The 16,650-nt window shown below is 75.2% G+C and carries 16 protein-coding genes and 1 pseudogene; 4 read left to right on the plus strand and 13 right to left on the minus strand.

All coding sequences use genetic code 11. The features are described from left to right. Positions 1 to 2,063: helix-turn-helix domain-containing protein (locus tag OJ997_RS34410; protein WP_270029969.1), on the plus strand; the 2,063-nt coding region annotated here is incomplete at its 5' end. Here the strand turns inward: OJ997_RS34410 and OJ997_RS34415 are convergent. Next, positions 2,060 to 3,637, minus strand: coding sequence for a thiamine pyrophosphate-dependent enzyme (locus tag OJ997_RS34415; protein WP_270029970.1), 1,578 nt, complete (start codon positions 3,635 to 3,637; stop codon positions 2,060 to 2,062). The genes OJ997_RS34410 and OJ997_RS34415 overlap by 4 nt on opposite strands. 59 nt (positions 3,638 to 3,696) lie before the next feature. On the opposite strand from OJ997_RS34415, the gene OJ997_RS34420 reads away from it, so the two are divergent. Continuing rightward, positions 3,697 to 4,251, plus strand: coding sequence for an ArsR/SmtB family transcription factor (locus OJ997_RS34420; protein ID WP_270029971.1), 555 nt, complete (start codon positions 3,697 to 3,699; stop codon positions 4,249 to 4,251). Here OJ997_RS34420 and OJ997_RS34425 read toward each other — a convergent pair. From OJ997_RS34425 to OJ997_RS34465, 9 genes are all read right to left on the minus strand, one after another. After that, complete coding sequence (locus OJ997_RS34425; protein ID WP_270029972.1) at positions 4,248 to 4,739, minus strand: hypothetical protein; 492 nt, start codon at positions 4,737 to 4,739, stop codon at positions 4,248 to 4,250. The two genes, OJ997_RS34420 and OJ997_RS34425, sit on opposite strands and share 4 nt — an antisense overlap. Before the next feature lie 30 nt (positions 4,740 to 4,769). Next, positions 4,770 to 5,630: a hypothetical protein gene (locus tag OJ997_RS34430; RefSeq protein WP_270029973.1), complete on the minus strand. Its 861-nt coding sequence runs from the start codon at positions 5,628 to 5,630 to the stop codon at positions 4,770 to 4,772. Then, positions 5,623 to 6,456 (minus strand): isoaspartyl peptidase/L-asparaginase family protein, encoded by an 834-nt coding sequence (locus tag OJ997_RS34435; protein WP_270029985.1) that lies wholly within the window; start codon positions 6,454 to 6,456, stop codon positions 5,623 to 5,625. The genes OJ997_RS34430 and OJ997_RS34435 overlap by 8 nt, the downstream gene beginning before the upstream one ends. 5 nt (positions 6,457 to 6,461) lie before the next feature. Beyond that, positions 6,462 to 7,865 (minus strand): hypothetical protein, encoded by a 1,404-nt coding sequence (locus tag OJ997_RS34440; protein ID WP_270029974.1) that lies wholly within the window; start codon positions 7,863 to 7,865, stop codon positions 6,462 to 6,464. A gap of 58 nt (positions 7,866 to 7,923) precedes the next feature. Continuing rightward, a complete protein-coding gene (locus tag OJ997_RS34445) occupies positions 7,924 to 9,738 on the minus strand; it encodes a coiled-coil domain-containing protein (RefSeq protein ID WP_270029975.1) in 1,815 nt (604 codons plus the stop codon). Beyond that, positions 9,738 to 10,277 carry a hypothetical protein gene (locus OJ997_RS34450; protein ID WP_270029976.1) on the minus strand — a complete coding sequence of 180 codons (540 nt, stop codon included), beginning with the start codon at positions 10,275 to 10,277 and terminating at the stop codon, positions 9,738 to 9,740. Before OJ997_RS34450 ends, OJ997_RS34445 begins: the two co-directional genes overlap by 1 nt. Positions 10,278 to 10,443: 166 nt before the next feature. After that, positions 10,444 to 11,094 (minus strand): GntR family transcriptional regulator, encoded by a 651-nt coding sequence (locus OJ997_RS34455; RefSeq protein ID WP_270029977.1) that lies wholly within the window; start codon positions 11,092 to 11,094, stop codon positions 10,444 to 10,446. Next, complete coding sequence (locus tag OJ997_RS34460; RefSeq protein ID WP_270029978.1) at positions 11,091 to 11,957, minus strand: DMT family transporter; 867 nt, start codon at positions 11,955 to 11,957, stop codon at positions 11,091 to 11,093. Before OJ997_RS34460 ends, OJ997_RS34455 begins: the two co-directional genes overlap by 4 nt. A 22-nt stretch (positions 11,958 to 11,979) precedes the next feature. Beyond that, complete coding sequence (locus OJ997_RS34465; RefSeq protein WP_270029979.1) at positions 11,980 to 12,753, minus strand: SDR family oxidoreductase; 774 nt, start codon at positions 12,751 to 12,753, stop codon at positions 11,980 to 11,982. A 20-nt stretch (positions 12,754 to 12,773) separates the two neighbouring features. Here OJ997_RS34465 and OJ997_RS34470 point away from each other — a divergent pair, with 20 nt between their 5' ends. After that, a complete protein-coding gene (locus OJ997_RS34470) occupies positions 12,774 to 14,240 on the plus strand; it encodes an ATP-dependent DNA ligase (RefSeq protein ID WP_270029980.1) in 1,467 nt (488 codons plus the stop codon). Here the strand turns inward: OJ997_RS34470 and OJ997_RS34475 are convergent. The 3 genes from OJ997_RS34475 to OJ997_RS34485 are packed head-to-tail and all read right to left on the minus strand — an operon-like array spanning position 14,224 to position 16,280. Further along, positions 14,224 to 14,571, minus strand: coding sequence for a DUF4190 domain-containing protein (locus OJ997_RS34475; protein WP_270029981.1), 348 nt, complete (start codon positions 14,569 to 14,571; stop codon positions 14,224 to 14,226). The two genes, OJ997_RS34470 and OJ997_RS34475, sit on opposite strands and share 17 nt — an antisense overlap. Positions 14,572 to 14,587: 16 nt before the next feature. Then, complete coding sequence (locus tag OJ997_RS34480) at positions 14,588 to 15,400, minus strand: CPBP family intramembrane glutamic endopeptidase (RefSeq protein ID WP_270029982.1); 813 nt, start codon at positions 15,398 to 15,400, stop codon at positions 14,588 to 14,590. Positions 15,401 to 15,443: 43 nt separating this feature from the next. After that, positions 15,444 to 16,280: a hypothetical protein gene (locus OJ997_RS34485; RefSeq protein ID WP_270029983.1), complete on the minus strand. Its 837-nt coding sequence runs from the start codon at positions 16,278 to 16,280 to the stop codon at positions 15,444 to 15,446. A 109-nt stretch (positions 16,281 to 16,389) separates the two neighbouring features. On the opposite strand from OJ997_RS34485, the pseudogene OJ997_RS34490 reads away from it, so the two are divergent. Next, positions 16,390 to 16,650 (plus strand): annotated as a pseudogene (locus tag OJ997_RS34490) (hypothetical protein); the annotation flags it as partial.

Genomic DNA, 16,650 nt, shown 5'->3' on the forward strand with positions numbered 1-16,650 from the left:
CCGCCCGCGCCGAGGGGCCGCCGCGCGCCGGCGCGGCCGCGCCCAGGGCGGATTCGCCGTCCGCGTCCACGGCCGCCGGTGCGCTCTCCGTGCGCGACCTGGAGCCGGCCGAGGCCGCGGGCATCGTCGTGCTTGCCGGCGGCGAGCTCGAGTTCCGGCATCCCCTGATGCGGTCCGCCGTCTATCACGGCGCGGCGCCGGCCGAGCGGCGCGCGGCGCACGCTGCGCTGGCCGCAGCGAGTGAGGGCGCGGAGCGCGCGTGGCAGCTCGCGGCGTGCGCGGTCGCGCCGGACGAGGAGGTCGCCGCCGCGCTCGAGGCCGCGGCACTCGAAGCACGGGGCCGCGGCGCGCACGCCACCGCCGCGCGCGACCTGCAGCGGGCCGCGCAGCTCACGCCGGAGGCCGGCCCACGGGCGCGACGACTGCTCGCCGCGGCGGGCGACGCCGTGCGCTCCGGCGAGGCCGAGCAAGCCGCCGTGTTGCTGGACGATGCGCACAGCGACGATCCCCTCCTTGTCGCGGACATCGAGCGGCTGCGTGGGCACGTCGAGATGCGGCGCGGGTCGCCCGTCGAGGCCGGGGAGCGGCTCGTCGCCGAGGCTGATCGTGTGCGGGGTCGTGATCCGCGGCGGGCGGCGGCGATGTTCCTGGAGGCGTCCGTCGCGCACCTGATGACCGGGGACCCGGCCGGGCTGGTGGCGGCCGCCGAGAAGGCCCGCGCGCTCTCGGCGGGCACGGAGCCGGCGGTCGAGCTGCTCGCCACCGCGGTCATCGGGCAGGCGCAGATCGCGCTCGGGGAGATCGAGCCGGGGATCGCGGAGCTGCGCGCGTGCGAGCCGTACCTGATGGAGGCGGACCCGCTCGGGATGGTCGAGATCGTCGGGATGGCCGGGCACGCGTGGATCTGGGTCGAGGACTGGGACCGCGCGACCAAGACGCTCGACCGGGTGCTCCGGGCCGCGCGCGACGCCAGCGCCGTGTCCGCGCTCATCCACCCGCTCGCCGCCAAGGCGCACCTGGACCTGCGGCGCGGGCGCTGGGCTTCGGCGCTCGCCTCCGCTTCGGAGGCCGTCGAGCTCGCCGAGGACGCCGGGCAGCGCGCGCTGCTCCCGCACGCGCTGGCCGCGCTCGCGCTCGTCGAGGCCGGGCTGGGCCACGAGGCCGACTGCCGCGCCCACGTCGAGCAAGCGCGTTCCGACGATCCCTACCTGAGCGCCGCGCTCGGCCAGCTCGAGCTCGCGCTCGGCCGGATCCCCGAGGCGATCGACGTGCTCGAGACCGGTGAGCGCCAGCTGCGCCGGCGCGGGCTCTCCTCCATCGTCGTGCAGCTGCGCCCCGACCTGATCGAGGCCTACGTGCGCGCCGGCCGGCGGGAGGAGGCCGAGGCGCAACTCGCGCTGCTCGAGGCCGACTCCGCCGAGGGCCGCGCCGCCCGGCGCGCCGCCGCCGCGGAGGCCGCGAGCAACGTGCGCGCGCTCCGCGCCGACTCGCTCGCCGCGCTGCCGGTGATCGGCGTCGGCCCGCGCTGGGTGCGGGCCGCGGCGGAGCGCTGCAAGGGCCTGCTCGCGCCCGACGAGGACTTCCGCACGGTGTTCGAGGGCGCGCTGAAGCTCCACGCGGACCTCCCGATGCCGTTCGAGACGGCGCGCACGCAGCTCGCGCTCGGCGAGCGGCTGCGACGGGCCAAGCAGCGCGCCGAGGCCCGCGAGCCGCTCACGCAGGCACTCGACGAGTTCGAGCGGCTCGGCGCGAAGCCCTGGGCCGAACGCGCCCGCACCGAGCTGCGCGCGACCGGCGGCTCAGCGGGCGGCCGTCGCGCGCCCGCCGCCGCCGACCAGCTCACGCCGCACGAGCTCCAGATCGCCGTGCTCGTCGCGCAGGGCATGACCAACCGCGAGGCCGCCGCCGCGCTGTTCCTCTCCCCGAAGACGATCGAGTACCACCTCGGCCAGATCTACCGCAAGCTCGACGTCCGCGGCCGCGCCCAGCTCGCCCGGCTGATGGCGATGGAGCTCCCCGAGGGCGAGCGCGACCCCGCGGTCCTCGCCGACGCGCTGTCTTAGAGGTCGAAGCCTTCGTTCTGCGCAACGGCGACCTCGAGCAGCAGCGGGGTGCGGCGCTCGCGCAGCGTCGGGAGCGTCTTGTCCAGAGCCGCGAGCAGCTCCTCGTGCGTCGTGATCCGCCACGCGTCGCAGCCCTGGGCGTGGGCGAGCGCGGCGAGGTCGATCCCGTCGAGCGCCGGCCAGGGGCCGGAGGCGCCCGCCCGTTCCGCGAGCCGGTCCATGATCGCGTAGCCGCCGTTGCGCAGCACCACGAACAGCACGCCCGCCTCGTAGGTCACCGCGCTCCACAGCGCCTGGATCTGGTAGAGCGAGGAGCCGTCGCCGACGACCGCGACGACCGGTCGTTCCGGCTGCGCGAGCCGCAGGCCGATCGCGGCCGGGAGCGCGAACCCGAGCATCCCCATCGCGCTCACGAACCCGCCGGGCGCGGTGGCCGGGATGCGGGCGTGCAGCTCCGGCCGGCTGCTCGGCGTCTCCTCGACCAGGACGGCGTCGCGCGGGAGGCGGTCGGCGAGCGCGGCGAGCACGTGACCGGGGAACAACGGCTCGCCCGGAGGGGGTGCGGGCGGGCGCTCGAACCGCGGCGGTTCGCCCGTGCGCTGGGGGACCGCGTGCGCGAGCGCGGCGCACACCGCGGCGGGGTCGCCCAGCACGGCGAGCGCCGCGGGGCTGCGCTGCGCCTCCTCGGGATCGTCGGTGACGACGGCCAGCGCGGCCTCGCACAGCGGGCCCGAGTCGTACGGGTACTGGCGCAGCGCGCCCGTGCCGACCACGAGCACGGTGTCGAACGGCGCGAGCACCTGGCGCAGTCGCTCGCGGCGGGCGGGCGCGTGGCCGGCGAACCACGGGTGGTCCTGCGGGAAGCCGGCGGCGGGCCCGAACGGCTCCTGGAAGACGGGCGCGGCGAGCCGCTCCGCCAACGCGGACAACGCCGCCCAGCCCGCGGGTGAGTCGGCGCCGGCACCGGCGATGATCGCCGGGCGCTCGCCGAGGAAGTCCGCGAGCGCCCGTACCGCCTCCGGGTCCGCGGCCGCGGAGCGCAGGAGCCGCCGCGGTCCCAGGATCTCGTGCGGCTCGGGCCCCTCGGCGCTCCAGTCGTCCATCGGCACGATCACGAGCGCCGGGCCGCGGGCGGTCACCGCGGCGTGGTGCGCGCGGACGATCGCTCCGGGCACGTCGGCGGCCCGCGCGGGTTGCTCCTCGAACACCGGGTACTCCCCCGCGAGCCCGTGCAGCTTGCCGGCCAGGAACGGGTCCTGCGCGAGGTGGCGGCGGTCCTGCTGACCGACGACGACCACGAGCGGCACGCGGTTCAAACGCGCCGTGGCGATCGCGGCGACCCCGTTCCCGAGCCCCGGCGTGCTGTGCAGGAGCACGAGTGCGGGCTGCCCGGTCCCGAGCGCGTGGCCCGCCGCGAGGCTCACGACCGAGCCCTCGTGCAGCGCGAGGATGAAGCGGAACTCCTCCGGCAGCCCCGCGAGGAGCGGCACTTCGGTGCTGCCCGGGTTCGAGAAGATCGTCGTCAGCCCGAGGCGGCGCAGGACGGCGAACGTGGCGTCACGAACGGTCGGCACGCTCGCGGACTCTACGGCGTTGCAGGAAAGCGCCGCTTCACGTACAACCTCCTTTGTAGGTGCTCGACACGCTCTACATCGAAGACGTCACGCAGGCCGACGCGCTGCTCAAGCCCAAGCGCGTCGAGATTCTGCGCCACCTGGCCGAGCCGAACACGTGCACGCAGATCGGCGGCGCGCTCGGCGAGACGCCCCAGGCGATCTACTACCACGTCAAGCGCCTGCAGGCGTCCGGGCTCGTCACGCTCGTGGACGAGCGGCGTGTGCGCGGGATCGCCGAGGGCATCTACCAGGCGGTCGCGAAGTCGTTCTGGGTCTCCCCCGCGTGCGTCGGCCGGCTCGGGGAGCCGCGGGCGCGCGAGGAGCTGCTCGGCCTCGGCTACCTGCTCAACCTGACCGAGGAGATGTCGCGCGACCTCGCGCAGCTGGCCTCCGGGCCGGTCGTGCTGCCGTCGTTCGGCATCGCGGGCGACATCAAGCTCTCACCCGAGGACGGCGCGGCGTTCGTGTCCGAGCTCCAGCGCGCGTTCGGCGAGGTGCTGCAGAAGTACAGCGGGAGCGAGGGCCACGCCTTCCGGCTCGCCCTCGCCTGCTATCCGCAGCAACCGTCCTAGGCGGACGCCATCTCCTTGGCTTCCTCGACGGCGAGCGCGAGGTACGCGTCGCGCACGCCGTTGATGTGGGTCTGCTGGACCGGCACGGCCCAGTCGGCGATCGCCTTGGCCTTCGCGTCGCCGGCGGCGCCGGCGATCGTCTGCACGATCTCCCAGTGGCACAGCTCGCCCGCCTCGGCCATGCTGAGGAACTCGAAGCCGTCGAGCGCCTCCTCCTCGCCTTCGAGGTAGGTCTTCATCATCTCCACGGCCTCGGACTTCGTCTCCCGGGCCTTCTCGCGGATCGCCGTCTTGCGGCCCTCGAGCGTGTCGATGTACGCGTCGGTGCGGCGCTCGGTCTCCGCGGCCTGGTCGCTCATCTTCGCGAGGTCCTTCTTGAAGGCGTCGGCGCCTTCCATGCCGGCGACGTGCGTGGTCGCCTGCTGCGCGGCCTGCGCGAGGCCGAGCACCTCTGCAAGCTTCTCGTCCAGTGGTGTGAGTTCAGCCATGGTGAGGCGCTACCCACCCGGGGGCGCGACTCAATCGAGGCGCTCTTCGAGCCGCGCGACCGCGTCCCGGGCCGTGTCGCGCTCCTTGCGAGCGCCCTTGAGGACGCGCTCGGCGGATTCGGCGTCGGCCTTGGCCTCGTCGAGCGCGCGCTTGGCTGCCGCGAGCCGCTCCTCGGCGCGCTCGAGCGCGGTGCGGGCCTCCTGCGCGTCCTCCTCGGCGCCCTTCGCCGTGCGTTCGCGGACCTTCAGCGTGCCGCGGGCCTCGCGCAGCTCGTCCTCCAGCGCGAGCCGCTCCCGTTCGGCGCGCGCCTCGGCCTCGCGGGCGGCCGCGTCGTCGTCCTCGTTCGTCTTCGCGGGCTGCTTCGGCTTGCGCTTCGTGGCGGGGGCGAGCTCGGTGAGATCGGCGCCGCTGTCGAGCGCGAAGGGCCACGCGCCGCCCGCTTGCGCCTCGCCCGTGAGCCGTCCGGCGGACAGCGCGGCGCGCAGGTCCGGGTCACCGGCGGCGGCGCGCAGCGTGGTCCTGAGCCGGTCGGCCATCGCACGCGAGAGCGCCTTGCCGCCCGGCTTGAGATCGACCGCGGCGCGCATCACGTCGTCGACGGCGGCACGTTCGGCTTGCGTGGCCGTGCGCAGGTGCTCGGCTCCCCCGCCCGCGAGCACCGCGTCCTGGGCGGCGCGCAGCGCGGCGCCGGCGTCGAGCAGCGCGGCGATCACGTCCGGATGCTCCCGCGCGACCTGGTTCGCCGCCCACGCGGCCGGGGTCGGCTTGGGCAGCTTGGCGATCCGCGCGGCGGTTTCGCGGTCGCCGGCCTTCCGGGTCTCCTTGGCGAGCGCGTCCCGAGCGCCGATGAACGCCTCGAGCGGGAGCGCGTAGAGGTCGTCCTCAGGCATCGATCGCGGCGATGGTCGGGTGGTTGCCGATCCGCCACGCGCGAGGCATCCCGGCGGTCGTGAACGGGGCGGCGACGCTGCCGTCGGCGCCGACGGCGATCAGCCCGCCGGTGCCGAACGGGCCGAGCTGCGCGAGCGCGCGCTCCGCGGCGGCCGCGACCGGCAGGCCCGCGTGGCGCATGAGCGCGTCGATCTCGTGGGCGAGCGCGGTGCGGATGATCGCCTCGCCGTCGCCGGTGCAGGAGATCGCGACGGTGCGGTCGTCGGCCCACGTGCCCGCGGCGATCAGGGAGCTGTCGCCGACGCGGCCCGGGTGCTTGCGGCTCGTCCCGCCGGTCGACGTAGCCGCGGCGACGCCGCCGCGCGCGTCCAGCGCCACCGCGCCGACCGTGTTCCCGCGCTGCTCGACGCGCTCGGGCGTGTGGAACCAGTCGTCGGGCTCGGTGTCCAGGCCCTGCTCGCGGGCGAACCTCGAGGCCTGGTCGCCGACGAGCATCACGTGCCGACCCTCGTCGAGCACCGCGCGGGCGGCGCTGACAGGGTTGCGGATGCCCGTGATCGCGGCGACCGCGCCCGCCGCCCGGTCCGCCCCGCGCATCAGCGACGCGTCATGGAGGATCGTGCCGCGCTCGTCGAGCACCGCGCCGCGGCCCGCGTTGAAGATCGGGTCGTCCTCGAGCACGACGACCGCGGCCTCCACGGCGCTGAGCGCGGCCCCACCCTGCTCGAGCACCGTGTGCCCGGCGTCGACGGCACGCTGCACGCCGTCGAGCGCGCGATCGCGGTGCTCGGGGCGCCAGCTGCCCGCCCCGCCGTGGACGACCATCGTGATCACGGTTCTGAAGATACGTTGAGCTGCGGCGCGGGTCCGCAGTCGGTCACGATCTGCCAGCGCTCGGTGGTGACGAGCGGCGTGTAGCCGGGCGCGCTCGGCGGCTCCAGGCCCTGTCCGTAGAACCACTTGGAGCGGATGATCACCGCGGGCGGCTCCGGGCGCGCGTCGAGGTCGCGCATCGGCAGGTCGAGGCGCCAGGCGACGAGCGATCGGGCCCGCGCACTCGTGCGGATCCGGGAGCAGTCGACGAGCGCGTCGCGGCCGCCGGCGCGCTCGATCAGCGGGTCGAACGCGTCGGCCGCGGCGGCACGTTGCCCGAGCTCGGTCCACTGGTCGCGCAGGGTGCCGCCGGTGACGACGAGCACGAGGGCGACGAGCAGCGCCGCGCCGAGCGGCGCAGCCCACGCAGCCGCGCGGGCCTGGCTGGGGCCGGCGGCGGCCGATTCGGTCTTGCCCCGCCTGGTCACGGCGGCGACGGCGCGCGTGGTTGCGGCGACCGCGCCCGCTCCGGCCAGCGCGGCGCCCAGGGCCGCGGCGGCCACGAGGTAGCGGGGGTTGCCGGCGTAGCCCGCGACCGTCATCACGGCCACGAGCAGGACCCAGGCCGCGGCGGCGGCGAAGATGCGGCGGGCGAGCGGGCCGCCGAGCCAGGCCGCGACGGCCGCGGCGATGACGGCCGGCAGCGTGCAGATCGTGGCGGTGTCGCCGAGGACGGCGAAGAACGGGACGTCGGCGAGCTTCGCGCTGCCTGGGCTCGGGACGCCGCGGGCGGTGTGCGAGGCGCCGAGCGCGCCGCCCGCGCCGAGCAGGTCGGGGCCGAACCACATCAGCGGGACGACCAGTCCGGCCGCGAGCACCGCGGCGCGGTCCTCGTCCCGGCGCCAGAGCCAGAGACCGTAGAGGCCGAGGAACGGCCACGCCTCCGGGCGCATCAGCGCGGCGGCGGTCGCGCACGCCAGCGCCGCGCGGGTGTGGCCGTCCAGGTGCGCGATCACGGCCCAGAGCACCGCGGCGGCGAGCAGGCCCTCCGAGTTGCCGAGCGCGGTGTTGAACAGCCACCACGGCGACAGCGCGACCGCGGCGACGGCCGCCGCGCCCGCCCAGCGGCCCGCGAGCCGCGCGCCGAGCACGTACGCGCCGACCAGCGCGAGCAGCCCGCCCGCGCGGGCGACGATCAGCCACAGCGCGGGCGCTCCGTGCTCCCAGAGCGTGAACACGACCGTGAACACGACTGGGAACGGCTTCCATGAAGGACCGGTCGTCGTGTCCAGCGTCAGCCGCCCGGTCTCGCGGCCCCAGACGAGCCACGCGAGCGGGTCGAACGCGAGCGCCCACGGCAGCAGCAGCGACAGCGCCGCCAACACGAAGGCGGTCGCGACGACCGCCAGGGACGCTCTCAACGACCGCTCGCCGAGGGAAGGACGCCGCCGTGGGGCGCCGCGACGACACGCGCGGGGTTCACGGCAGCACCAGCTGCGCGAGCAGCACGAGCGCGACGATCATCGCGACGATCAGGACGGCCGTGATCAGGCGGACCGTCCACAGCGCGATCGGGTTCGGCGGGACCTTGGGCACGCGCGTCGAGGCGCCGGAGCGGGCGGCCGCGACGCGCCGCGGCGTGTCGACCGGACTGCGGCCACGGCCGGCGCTCGTCGCGGGGCCCGGGAGCGTCGGGTCCTCGCCGGCGATCGTGCCGTTCGAGTGCGAGCGGCGCTCCTCGGCCGACTCGGCGCGCAGGATCTCCAGCTCGCGCCGGAGCGTGCGGCTCGCGGCGCGCTCGCGGTCGAGCTCACGCTGGACGCGCTCGACCATGCGGCGCGAGGCCTCGTCGAGCTCGCCGTCCGGGACCTCGCTGTTGAGCAGCTCCTCACGCAGGCGGGCGACCTCGGCACGCTCGGCCGCGAGCAGGCGCTCGGCGTCCTCGCGGGAGCGGTCGAGCTCCGCGCGCAGGCGCTCGGTCTCCTCGGCTTCGGCCACCACCGACCGCTGCGCCTCCTCGCGCGCGGTCGCCAGCCGGCCGTGCATCTCCGTCGTGGCGGCGCGCTCGCTCTCGACGCGCTCCTCGGCCTCGGCTTCGGCGGACGTGAGCGCCTCCTCGCGCGCGGCGAGCAGACCCTGCAGGCGGGTGACGTCCTCGCGCGCGACGGCCAGCTCGTTCGTGAGCCGGTCGCGCGTGTCCTCCGCCTCGCTCGTGCGGTCCTGCAGCTCGCGGATCAGGTCGCCCAGCGCGGCCCGCTGGTTCTCCTCGTCGCCCGACTGCGCGCGCAGCTGCTGCAGCTGCCCAGCGAGCTCGTCCCGCTCGTCGCGGATCGCCCGCAGCGCGTCGACCTCGTCCTCGAGCGACTCGTGCGCGGCCTTCAGGCTCCCGTGCGCGAGCCGCAGCCCGGCGAGCTCGTCGGCCTCGGCCCGGGCCTCCTCGGCGTCCACGCGCACGGTGTCGACGTCGGCCACGGCCGCGCGCAGCGACGCGATCTCGGCGCGGAGCGCATCGGCGTCGTCGTCCCCTGCGCGCAGCGACTCGAGCTCCGCGCGGAGCATGTCCAGCTCCTGGCTGCCCGCACGGACGCGTTCGAGTTCGGCGCGGAGCGTCGCGGCCGCGCCCGCCTCCGCGCGAAGGCGTTCGATCTCCGTGCGGGCTTCGGCCAGCGCCGCCGCGTCGCCGCGGGTGGTCTCGACCTTGCCGGCGAGGCGTTCGGCGTCGGCGCGCGCGGAGTCCGCCTCCACGCGCAGCGCTTTCAGCTCGCGCGTGAGCCGCTCGACGTCCAGGCGCGCGGCGACCAGGCGTTCCGCGTCGGGACGTTCGTCGCGCAGCTCCTCCAGCGCGGCGCGGGCGGCGGCGAGCTCGGTCCGCAGGTCCGGGCGCGAGTCCTGCGCGCGGGCCTCGTCGCGCTCCACGCGCAGCGCGTCGCGCTCCAGGCGCAACTCCGCGACGACGGCACGCAGGTCGCTCTCCGCGGTGACCTGGGTGCTGCGACGGCGCCGGCGGCGCGGCGGCGGCAGCTCGACGACCAGCGAGCGGCCGAGCTCGAGCTCGGCGCCGTTGACGTCGCCGCGCGCGGCGTCCCAGTCGAACACGGCGCGCCACGGGCCGTCGTCCAGCACCTCGGCCGAGCCGGTCACGCGGGTACGGCGGCCGCCCGCGTCGACGGTGATCGCCGGGCGGAGCAGGCGTCGCCCACTCACGCCGTTCCAGTGGCCGACGACGACGAGCCGGTCGTCCGTCGTCCACTCGAAGCGCTCGAGCTCGAACGAGACGTCCTCGGCGCCCGGCATCAGCTCTGCTCGGGGTTCGCCTCGGGCTCTTCCGGACCGGGCCGCGGGTGCAGCAGCGAGCTGCTGGAACGGGCGACGGGCTGCTGGCCGGTCTCGGTCGGCGGCGGGCGATGATCGACGGCGGCCACGCGCTGGCGCCGATCCCGGCCCTCGACGGCGACCGCGAAGGACACCTTGGAGAAGGAGAGCACCCCGCCGACGACCATGAGGAACGAGCCGACGAGTGAGATCCAGGCGCCGACGCCGAGATCCAGCTCCGCCGAAGCGGGTGGCGGGTCCAGCAGCTGCGCGGCGACGAGCACGAACGCCGCGCCGACGATCCAGGGCAGGGCCCGCTTGTCCAGGTAGTCGGCTTCGGGTGTGAGCAGGCCGACCGCACCGACCACGCCGGCGACCGCCAGCGCCGCGAGCAGCACGTCGACGAACTCGAACACCGCCCACGCGTTGAACTCACCGAACCAGTCCAGGAACAGACCGATCAGGAGCAGCAACGCACCGAGGGCGAGCACGAAGGGACCGATGTCGAATCTACGAGTCATCGCCCCGAAGTCTGACAAGCCGTCCAGCTGGATCGCCGCGCTCCTTCAGCACACAGGATTTCGTTCTAGTGCTGACACGCCGCGTTTCCCGCCCTGGAGCGTGGGCATGTTCGGGACAGGCGCTCCGAATTTCTGTCTCCCGACCGGACGCCTACTCCCCTCTCCTCTACCGGGCGGCGGCGTCGCCGACACGACGCGGCCGCCCGGTGTCCCCCTCCGCGGCGACCAGTGCCGCCGCCGATTCGGAGAGATGACCCCGCAGCGCAGTCGGCCCGTCGCGCTCCAGCCCCCGCACGAGCGCGGCGTGGTCGGCAGCCATGCGTTCCGCGCTCCACAGCGGCTCGAGCTGGTTCATGAACAGCTTCAGCTCGCCGTCGAGCGACGCGTGCGCCGCCGCGATCCGCGGTGAGTCCGCGGCCTCGACGATCGCGCGGTGCAGCCCGTTGTGGGCGGCGTTGATCGCGCCCCAGGCGCCCGCTGCGCACGCGCGTTCCAAAACCGCCAACGCCGCATAGACCGAGGCCGGCAGCGGGCCGCGCTCCAGCGCGAGCCGCGCGGCCTCGACCTCCAGCGCCGTCCGCAGCTCGAACAGCGCGATGATCTCCTCGCCCCCGAGCCGGGCCACTCGCGCGCCCCGGTTGGTCTCGATCACGACGATCCCCTCGCCCGCCAGCGTCCGCAGCGCCGCGCGCAGCGAATGCCGCGCCACGCCGTACTGCGCGCACAGCTCCGCCTCGACCAGGCGGGAGCCGGCGGGGCGCTCGCCGTCGAGGATCGAGCTGCGGAGCGCCTGGGCGACTTCTTCGACCGCGGTCACGCAGGGACCGTAACCGGCCGGCGGATCTCGGGCGCGGCGAGCACGATCAGGCCGGACAGGATCAGCGCCGCGCCGACCCCCGCCGGGACGCTCAGCTGCTCGCTCAGCACGATCACGCCGAGCAGCGTGGCGGTGAGCGGCTCGGCGAGCGTGAGCGTCGCGGTCTCGGCCGCGCTGAGCCGCTTGAGGCCGCGCGCGAACAGCAGGTATGCGCCCGCGGTCGGCACGACGCCGAGGAACACCGCGAGCGCGACGCCGTCGACCGTGCCGAGCCAGCCCACGCCGGTGATCAGCAGCACCGGCAGCAGGAGCACGGCGCCCAGGCCGAACGCGCCCGCCATCACGGTCTCGGGCGTGTGGCCGTCGCCCAGCATGCGCTTGGCCGCGTACGTGTAGGCGGCGTACGACGCGCCCGCGACGAGCGCGAGGACGATGCCGAGGACGCTGATCGACGCGTCCGCGCCGGTGAGGGCGAGCATCACGACGCCGGCGCACGCCAGCGCGGTCGCCGTCGCCCAGGCGCGCGAGGGCGTGCGGCGCTCGATCGCCCACTCCAGCGCCCCGGCCAGCGCGGGCGCCGAGCCGAGCGCGACGATCGTCCCGACCGCCACGCCCGTGTCGGCCACGGCCGCGAAGAACGCCAGCTGGTACGCGGCGACGGCGAGCGCGCCGAGGATCAGCGGGACGCGCGGCAGGCCGCGCAGACCGGACGAGGCCAGCGCGACGAGGACGAGCAGCGCACCGCCGATGAGGATGCGCGCGGCGCCTACCCCGGCCGGCGACAACCCCGCCGGACCGAGCGCCTGCGCGGTGCCGGTCGTCCCGAAGCAGAGGGAGGCAAGCAGGACCTGAACCCGTGACATGCCGGGTATTGTTCCACAATCATCACGATTGTTCAACAATTCGCGCGATGAGTTTGTCGAGCACCCGCGTGGGCGCGCCGCGGGCGAGCGCCGCCTGGATGCGCGCCGAGCGGCCGAGCACGTAGCGCGTTCGGGGTCTCTCGGCGGTGAGCGCTTCCACCACCGCGTACGCGACCACGGACGCGGGCATCCCGCTCTCCGCCGACTCCAGCGCCATCCCCCGCAGCCGTTCCGCGAGCTGCGCGTAGCGGCCGGTCGGCATCTCGCTCGCCTCGAGCGTCCGGTGCCAGATCGGGGTCGCGACCGCGCCGGGCTCGATCAGCGAGACGTGCACGTCGTCGCGCAGCTCCCGCCGCAGCGTGTCGCTCAGTGCTTCGAGCGCGAACTTGGACGCGGCGTACGGCCCGTAGAGCGGCAGCGCGACGCGACCGGAGATCGAGGAGACGTTGACGATCCGGCCGCGCGTCCTTCTCAGCGACGGCAGGCACGCCTGGATCACGGCCAGCTGCGCGATCGTGTTGACCTCGAGCTGGTGGCGGAGCTGGTCGAGCGGGAGCGTCTCCAGCGGCCCGATGACGGCGATGCCGGCGTTGTTGACGAGCGCGTCGAGCTCCAGCTCACGGAGGGCTTCGACGTGGTCGGCGTTCGTGACGTCGAGCGTGACCGGTGTGACGCCCGCGTAGTCGAGCTCGGAGCGGGTGCCCGCGTAGACGGTGAAGCCGCGCTGGGCGAGCGCGAGGGCGGTCGCGCGCCCGATTCCGCTCGAAGCGCCGGTGACGAGCACGGATTTCTGCATCGGCGGCGAAACTACCGCGCATGCTGTTCGCCGAGCTCGCCGCCGCCACCGAGGACGTCCGTGCCGAGTCGAGCCGCCTGGGCAAGGCGGAGCGGATCGCGACGGCATTGCGGGGGCTCGACCCGGACGAGCGCGTCGCGGGCACGTCCTACCTCGCGGGCTCGCCGCGCCAGCGGGTGCTGGGCGTCGGCTGGGCTTCCCTGCGCGAGGATCCGCCCGCGCCCGCCGAGACGCCGACGCTCACGGTCGGTGAGGTGGACGCGGTGCTCGCGCACGTCGCCTCGCTGTCGGGCGCCGGAAGCGTCGCCGCGCGCCGGGCCGCGCTGCACGGGTTGATGGCCCGCGCGACCGCGTCCGAGCAGGCGTTCCTGCGCAACCTCGTGCTGGGGGACATCCGCCAGGGCGCGCTCACCTCGATGGTCGCCGATGCGGTCGCGAAGGCCGCGGGCGTCCCAGCCAAGGCCGTGCGGCGGGCGCTGATGCTGCGGGGCGATCTCGGGGCGGTGGCGGAGGTCGCGTTGGCGGGCGAGGACCTCGCGCAGTTCCGGCTGGAGGTCGGGCGCCCGATCGCGCCGATGCTCGCCTCCACCGCACCTGATGTGGAGGCGGCGCTCGAGAAGACCGGACCCGCGGCGGTCGAGTGGAAGCTGGACGGGGCGCGGATCCAGGTCCATCGCGACGGCAGCGACGTCGGCATCTTCACGCGCACGCTCGACGACGTCACGGCCCGCATCCCGGAGGTCGTCGAGGCGGCGCTGGCGTTGCCCGCGCGCGCGTTCGTGCTCGACGGCGAGGCGATCGCGCTGCAGGAGGACGGGCACCCGCATCCCTTCCAGGTGACGGGGTCGCGGTTCGCGAGCAAGTCGGGTGTGCCGTTGACGCCGCTCTTCTTCGACGTCATGCACCTGGACGGCGTGGACCTGCTGGACGCGCGCGGCGAGGAGCGGGCGCTGGCGCTGACGGCGCTGGTGCCGGAGCAGTGGCGCGTGCCACGTGGCGGGCCGGAGCAGCTCGAGATCGCTTTGGCGCGGGGCCACGAGGGCGTGGTTGTGAAGGCGCTCGACGCGCCCTACGAGGCGGGTCGGCGTGGGGCCGCGTGGGTGAAGGTCAAGCCCGTGCACACGCTCGACCTAGTCGTGCTCGCGGTCGAGTGGGGCTCGGGCCGGCGGCGCGGGAAGCTCTCGAACCTGTGGCTCGGAGCCCGCCACGAGGACGGGTTCGTGATGCTCGGCAAGACCTTCAAAGGGCTGACGGACGCGATGCTCGCGTGGCAGACCGAGAAGCTGCTCGAGCTGGAGACGGGGCGCGAAGGGCACGTGGTGCACGTGCGGCCGGAGCTGGTCGTGGAGATCGCGTTCGACGGCGTCCAGACCAGCCCGCGCTACCCGGGCGGGGTCGCGTTGCGGTTCGCGCGCGTCCTGCGCCACCGGCCCGACAAGCCGGCGGCGCAGGCCGACACGCTCGAAGCGGTTACGAGCTTGCGATGATCGCGCCGGCGATCGCGTTCAGGATGCAGATCGCGACGGCGACGATGCCGAGGATGTAGCCGGCCTTGGCCTGACCGAAGCCGCCCTTGCCGGTGCGCTGGATGTCGTTCTTGGCGACGAGGCCGAGGACGAGCGCGACGATCGCGGGGATGATGCCCAGGATCGGCGCGAGGATCGCGAGCGGGATCGCGATGATGCCGACGATCATCGCGGCGGTCGCGCGGCCGTCGTGACGGCCGGTCGGGGTCGCGTGGTCGGAGACCGGCGGCGCGTGCTCGTCGAGCGGCGAAGCGGTCGTGGTGCGTTCAGGTGCCTCGGGCGTAGCGGCCATCGTGGGGCCTCCAGGGTCAGGCGGGCTTCGGGGCCCGCTCGCGGGCGAACGGCATGAGCAGCAGCACGGCGACGGCCATGCAGCCGAGCATGTACAGCGGGGTCTGCCAGCTCCAACCGAAGTCCGTTCCGGTCACGAGCGCGTTGTTCATCGCGTGCAGCGCGACGCACGGCAGCAGCGAACCCGTGAACCAGAACAGCAGGCAGGCGAAGAAGCCGAACACGGCCATCATCGGCAGCAGCTCCGGCGGGTGGACGGCGAAGTGCGCGAGCCCGAACACGACGCCGCAGACGAGCGCGCCGATCCACGGTCCCCGCCAGCGCGTGAGCGCCGGGAACAGGTAGCCGCGGAACGTGATTTCCTCGACGATCGGCGCCGTGAGCGCGACGGCGAGCGTGTAGAAGACCGCGGTCGTGACGGTGAGCTCGGTGGTGCCTTCGCCGGTCTCGGTCGCGCCGCCGGTGCCGACGACGAGGATCCAGAAGACGTTGAACACCATCACGGCGAAGTACGTCATGACCATCCAGCCGACGGACGGCCAGAACGGGGAACGGCGGATGCCGAGCGTCGCCGCCCCGAGCTTGTCCGCCCCGCGGTTGGCCACGGCGACGATGACGCCGAGCAGGATCAGGTCCGCGACGACGATCATCGCGCCCTGCGTCCAGTCGGGCGCGTCGTCCCCGCCCACGGCGAGCAGCAGCGCGAGCGCGATCAGCTGCGTGCCGATCAACGCGGCGACGACGACCCCGAGCGCCAGGCCCGGGTTCCAGCGAGCGAAGCGCCTCCTTGTCGGAGGAGCTGTAGTGGTCGGAACGGCCCCCGCGGTCATGGCGAGCTTGATACCCGCGCCCGCCCGGATGTAGACCCGCTTTCTAGAGCAGTGCGACGACGAGCACGAGCACCGCAACGATCGCGAGCACGAACAGCCCGATGATCGCGAACCGCTCGACCGTGGTCCACTCCCGGTGCCGCGCCGCCCGCGTCGGCACGCGCCGCGGCAACGGCTGCAGCTCGGGCTCCGCGACCTGCTCCCCACGCCGGATCGACGCGGCAAGATCAGCCGCACGCGCCTCGGCCCGCTCGGCCCGTTCGATGGCCACGGCGAGGGTGGGCGCGGCCTCGAGCGCGCGTGCGCGGGCCTCGGCGGCTTCCGCGCGCTCGATGGCCGCGGCGAGCGCGTCGTCGGGCGCCGCGGGCGCGGTGGCAAGTTCGCGTGCGCGGGCCTCGGCGGCCTCGGCGCGCTCGATGGCGGCGGTGAGCTCGTCGTCGGGTGCCGCGGGGGCGGCGAACTCGCGCGTGCGGTTCTTGGCCTCGTGGAGCGCGGCCTCGGCGCGTTCGGCACGCTCGATCGCGGCGGCGGCGAGCTCGGCGCCGGGGTCGGCCTCGCCGTCCCGCGCGGCCTCGGCCTGCTCGGCGCGCTCGATGGCGGCGGCGAGCTCCGCGCTGAGGTCGGGGCGCGCGACGGCTTCGTCGCGTTCGGCCTCGGCCTGCTCGGCGCGTTCGATCGCGGCGGCGAGCAGGTCGCCGCGCGACTGGGCCTCGTCCCGCGCGCCCTCCGCGCGGCGCTTCCAGGTGTCGCGCGACGCGGTCGCCTCGTCGCGGGCGGCCTCGGCGGCGCGGAGCTCGCCCTCGAGGCGGACGAGCTCGTTGGCGCGCTCAACCGCGCTCTCGTGATGCCCGGCCTGGACCTCGAGCTGGCGGCGGGTCAACTCGAGCTCGGCGGCCAGGCGGGCGCGGGCCGCGGTCTCCTCCGCGAGGCGCTGCTCGAGCGCACCGTAGGCCGCGGACTCGGTCGGCGCGGGAGGCTCGGCAGGCGACGTGGCGGCGGGCGGTGAGGGTGGCGCGGCGGCGGCGGGCGACGACGGCGTCCTGCTGGGCGATGTGGCGGCGGGCGGCGTGGCGGCGGGCGACGACGGCGTCCTGCTGGGCGATGACGGCGATGTGGCGGCGGGCGACGACGGCGTCGCGCTGGGCGATGACGGCGATATGGCGCCGGGCGGCGAGTCCGGGCCCGGCGCGGCGGCGGGCGGCGCAGACGAGGCCGTGGCGCGCGCGGGCGCCGAGGGCGAGGCCGGCGAG

This window comes from Solirubrobacter phytolaccae (assembly GCF_027587195.1).
Classification (GTDB): domain Bacteria; phylum Actinomycetota; class Thermoleophilia; order Solirubrobacterales; family Solirubrobacteraceae; genus Solirubrobacter; species Solirubrobacter phytolaccae.

What these genes read in the sequence shown, in the direction of transcription:
- OJ997_RS34470 (WP_270029980.1), top strand. Translation starts at nt 12,774, where the DNA reads ATGCTGTTCGCCGAGCTCGCCGCCGCCACCGAGGACGTCCGTGCCGAG.
- OJ997_RS34480 (WP_270029982.1), bottom strand. Translation starts at nt 15,400, where the DNA reads ATGACCGCGGGGGCCGTTCCGACCACTACAGCTCCTCCGACAAGGAGG.
- OJ997_RS34460 (WP_270029978.1), bottom strand. Translation starts at nt 11,957, where the DNA reads ATGTCACGGGTTCAGGTCCTGCTTGCCTCCCTCTGCTTCGGGACGACC.
- OJ997_RS34475 (WP_270029981.1), bottom strand. Translation starts at nt 14,571, where the DNA reads ATGGCCGCTACGCCCGAGGCACCTGAACGCACCACGACCGCTTCGCCG.
- OJ997_RS34465 (WP_270029979.1), bottom strand. Translation starts at nt 12,753, where the DNA reads ATGCAGAAATCCGTGCTCGTCACCGGCGCTTCGAGCGGAATCGGGCGC.
- OJ997_RS34445 (WP_270029975.1), bottom strand. Translation starts at nt 9,738, where the DNA reads ATGCCGGGCGCCGAGGACGTCTCGTTCGAGCTCGAGCGCTTCGAGTGG.
- OJ997_RS34425 (WP_270029972.1), bottom strand. Translation starts at nt 4,739, where the DNA reads ATGGCTGAACTCACACCACTGGACGAGAAGCTTGCAGAGGTGCTCGGC.
- OJ997_RS34450 (WP_270029976.1), bottom strand. Translation starts at nt 10,277, where the DNA reads ATGACTCGTAGATTCGACATCGGTCCCTTCGTGCTCGCCCTCGGTGCG.
- OJ997_RS34430 (WP_270029973.1), bottom strand. Translation starts at nt 5,630, where the DNA reads ATGCCTGAGGACGACCTCTACGCGCTCCCGCTCGAGGCGTTCATCGGC.
- OJ997_RS34435 (WP_270029985.1), bottom strand. Translation starts at nt 6,456, where the DNA reads ATGGTCGTCCACGGCGGGGCGGGCAGCTGGCGCCCCGAGCACCGCGAT.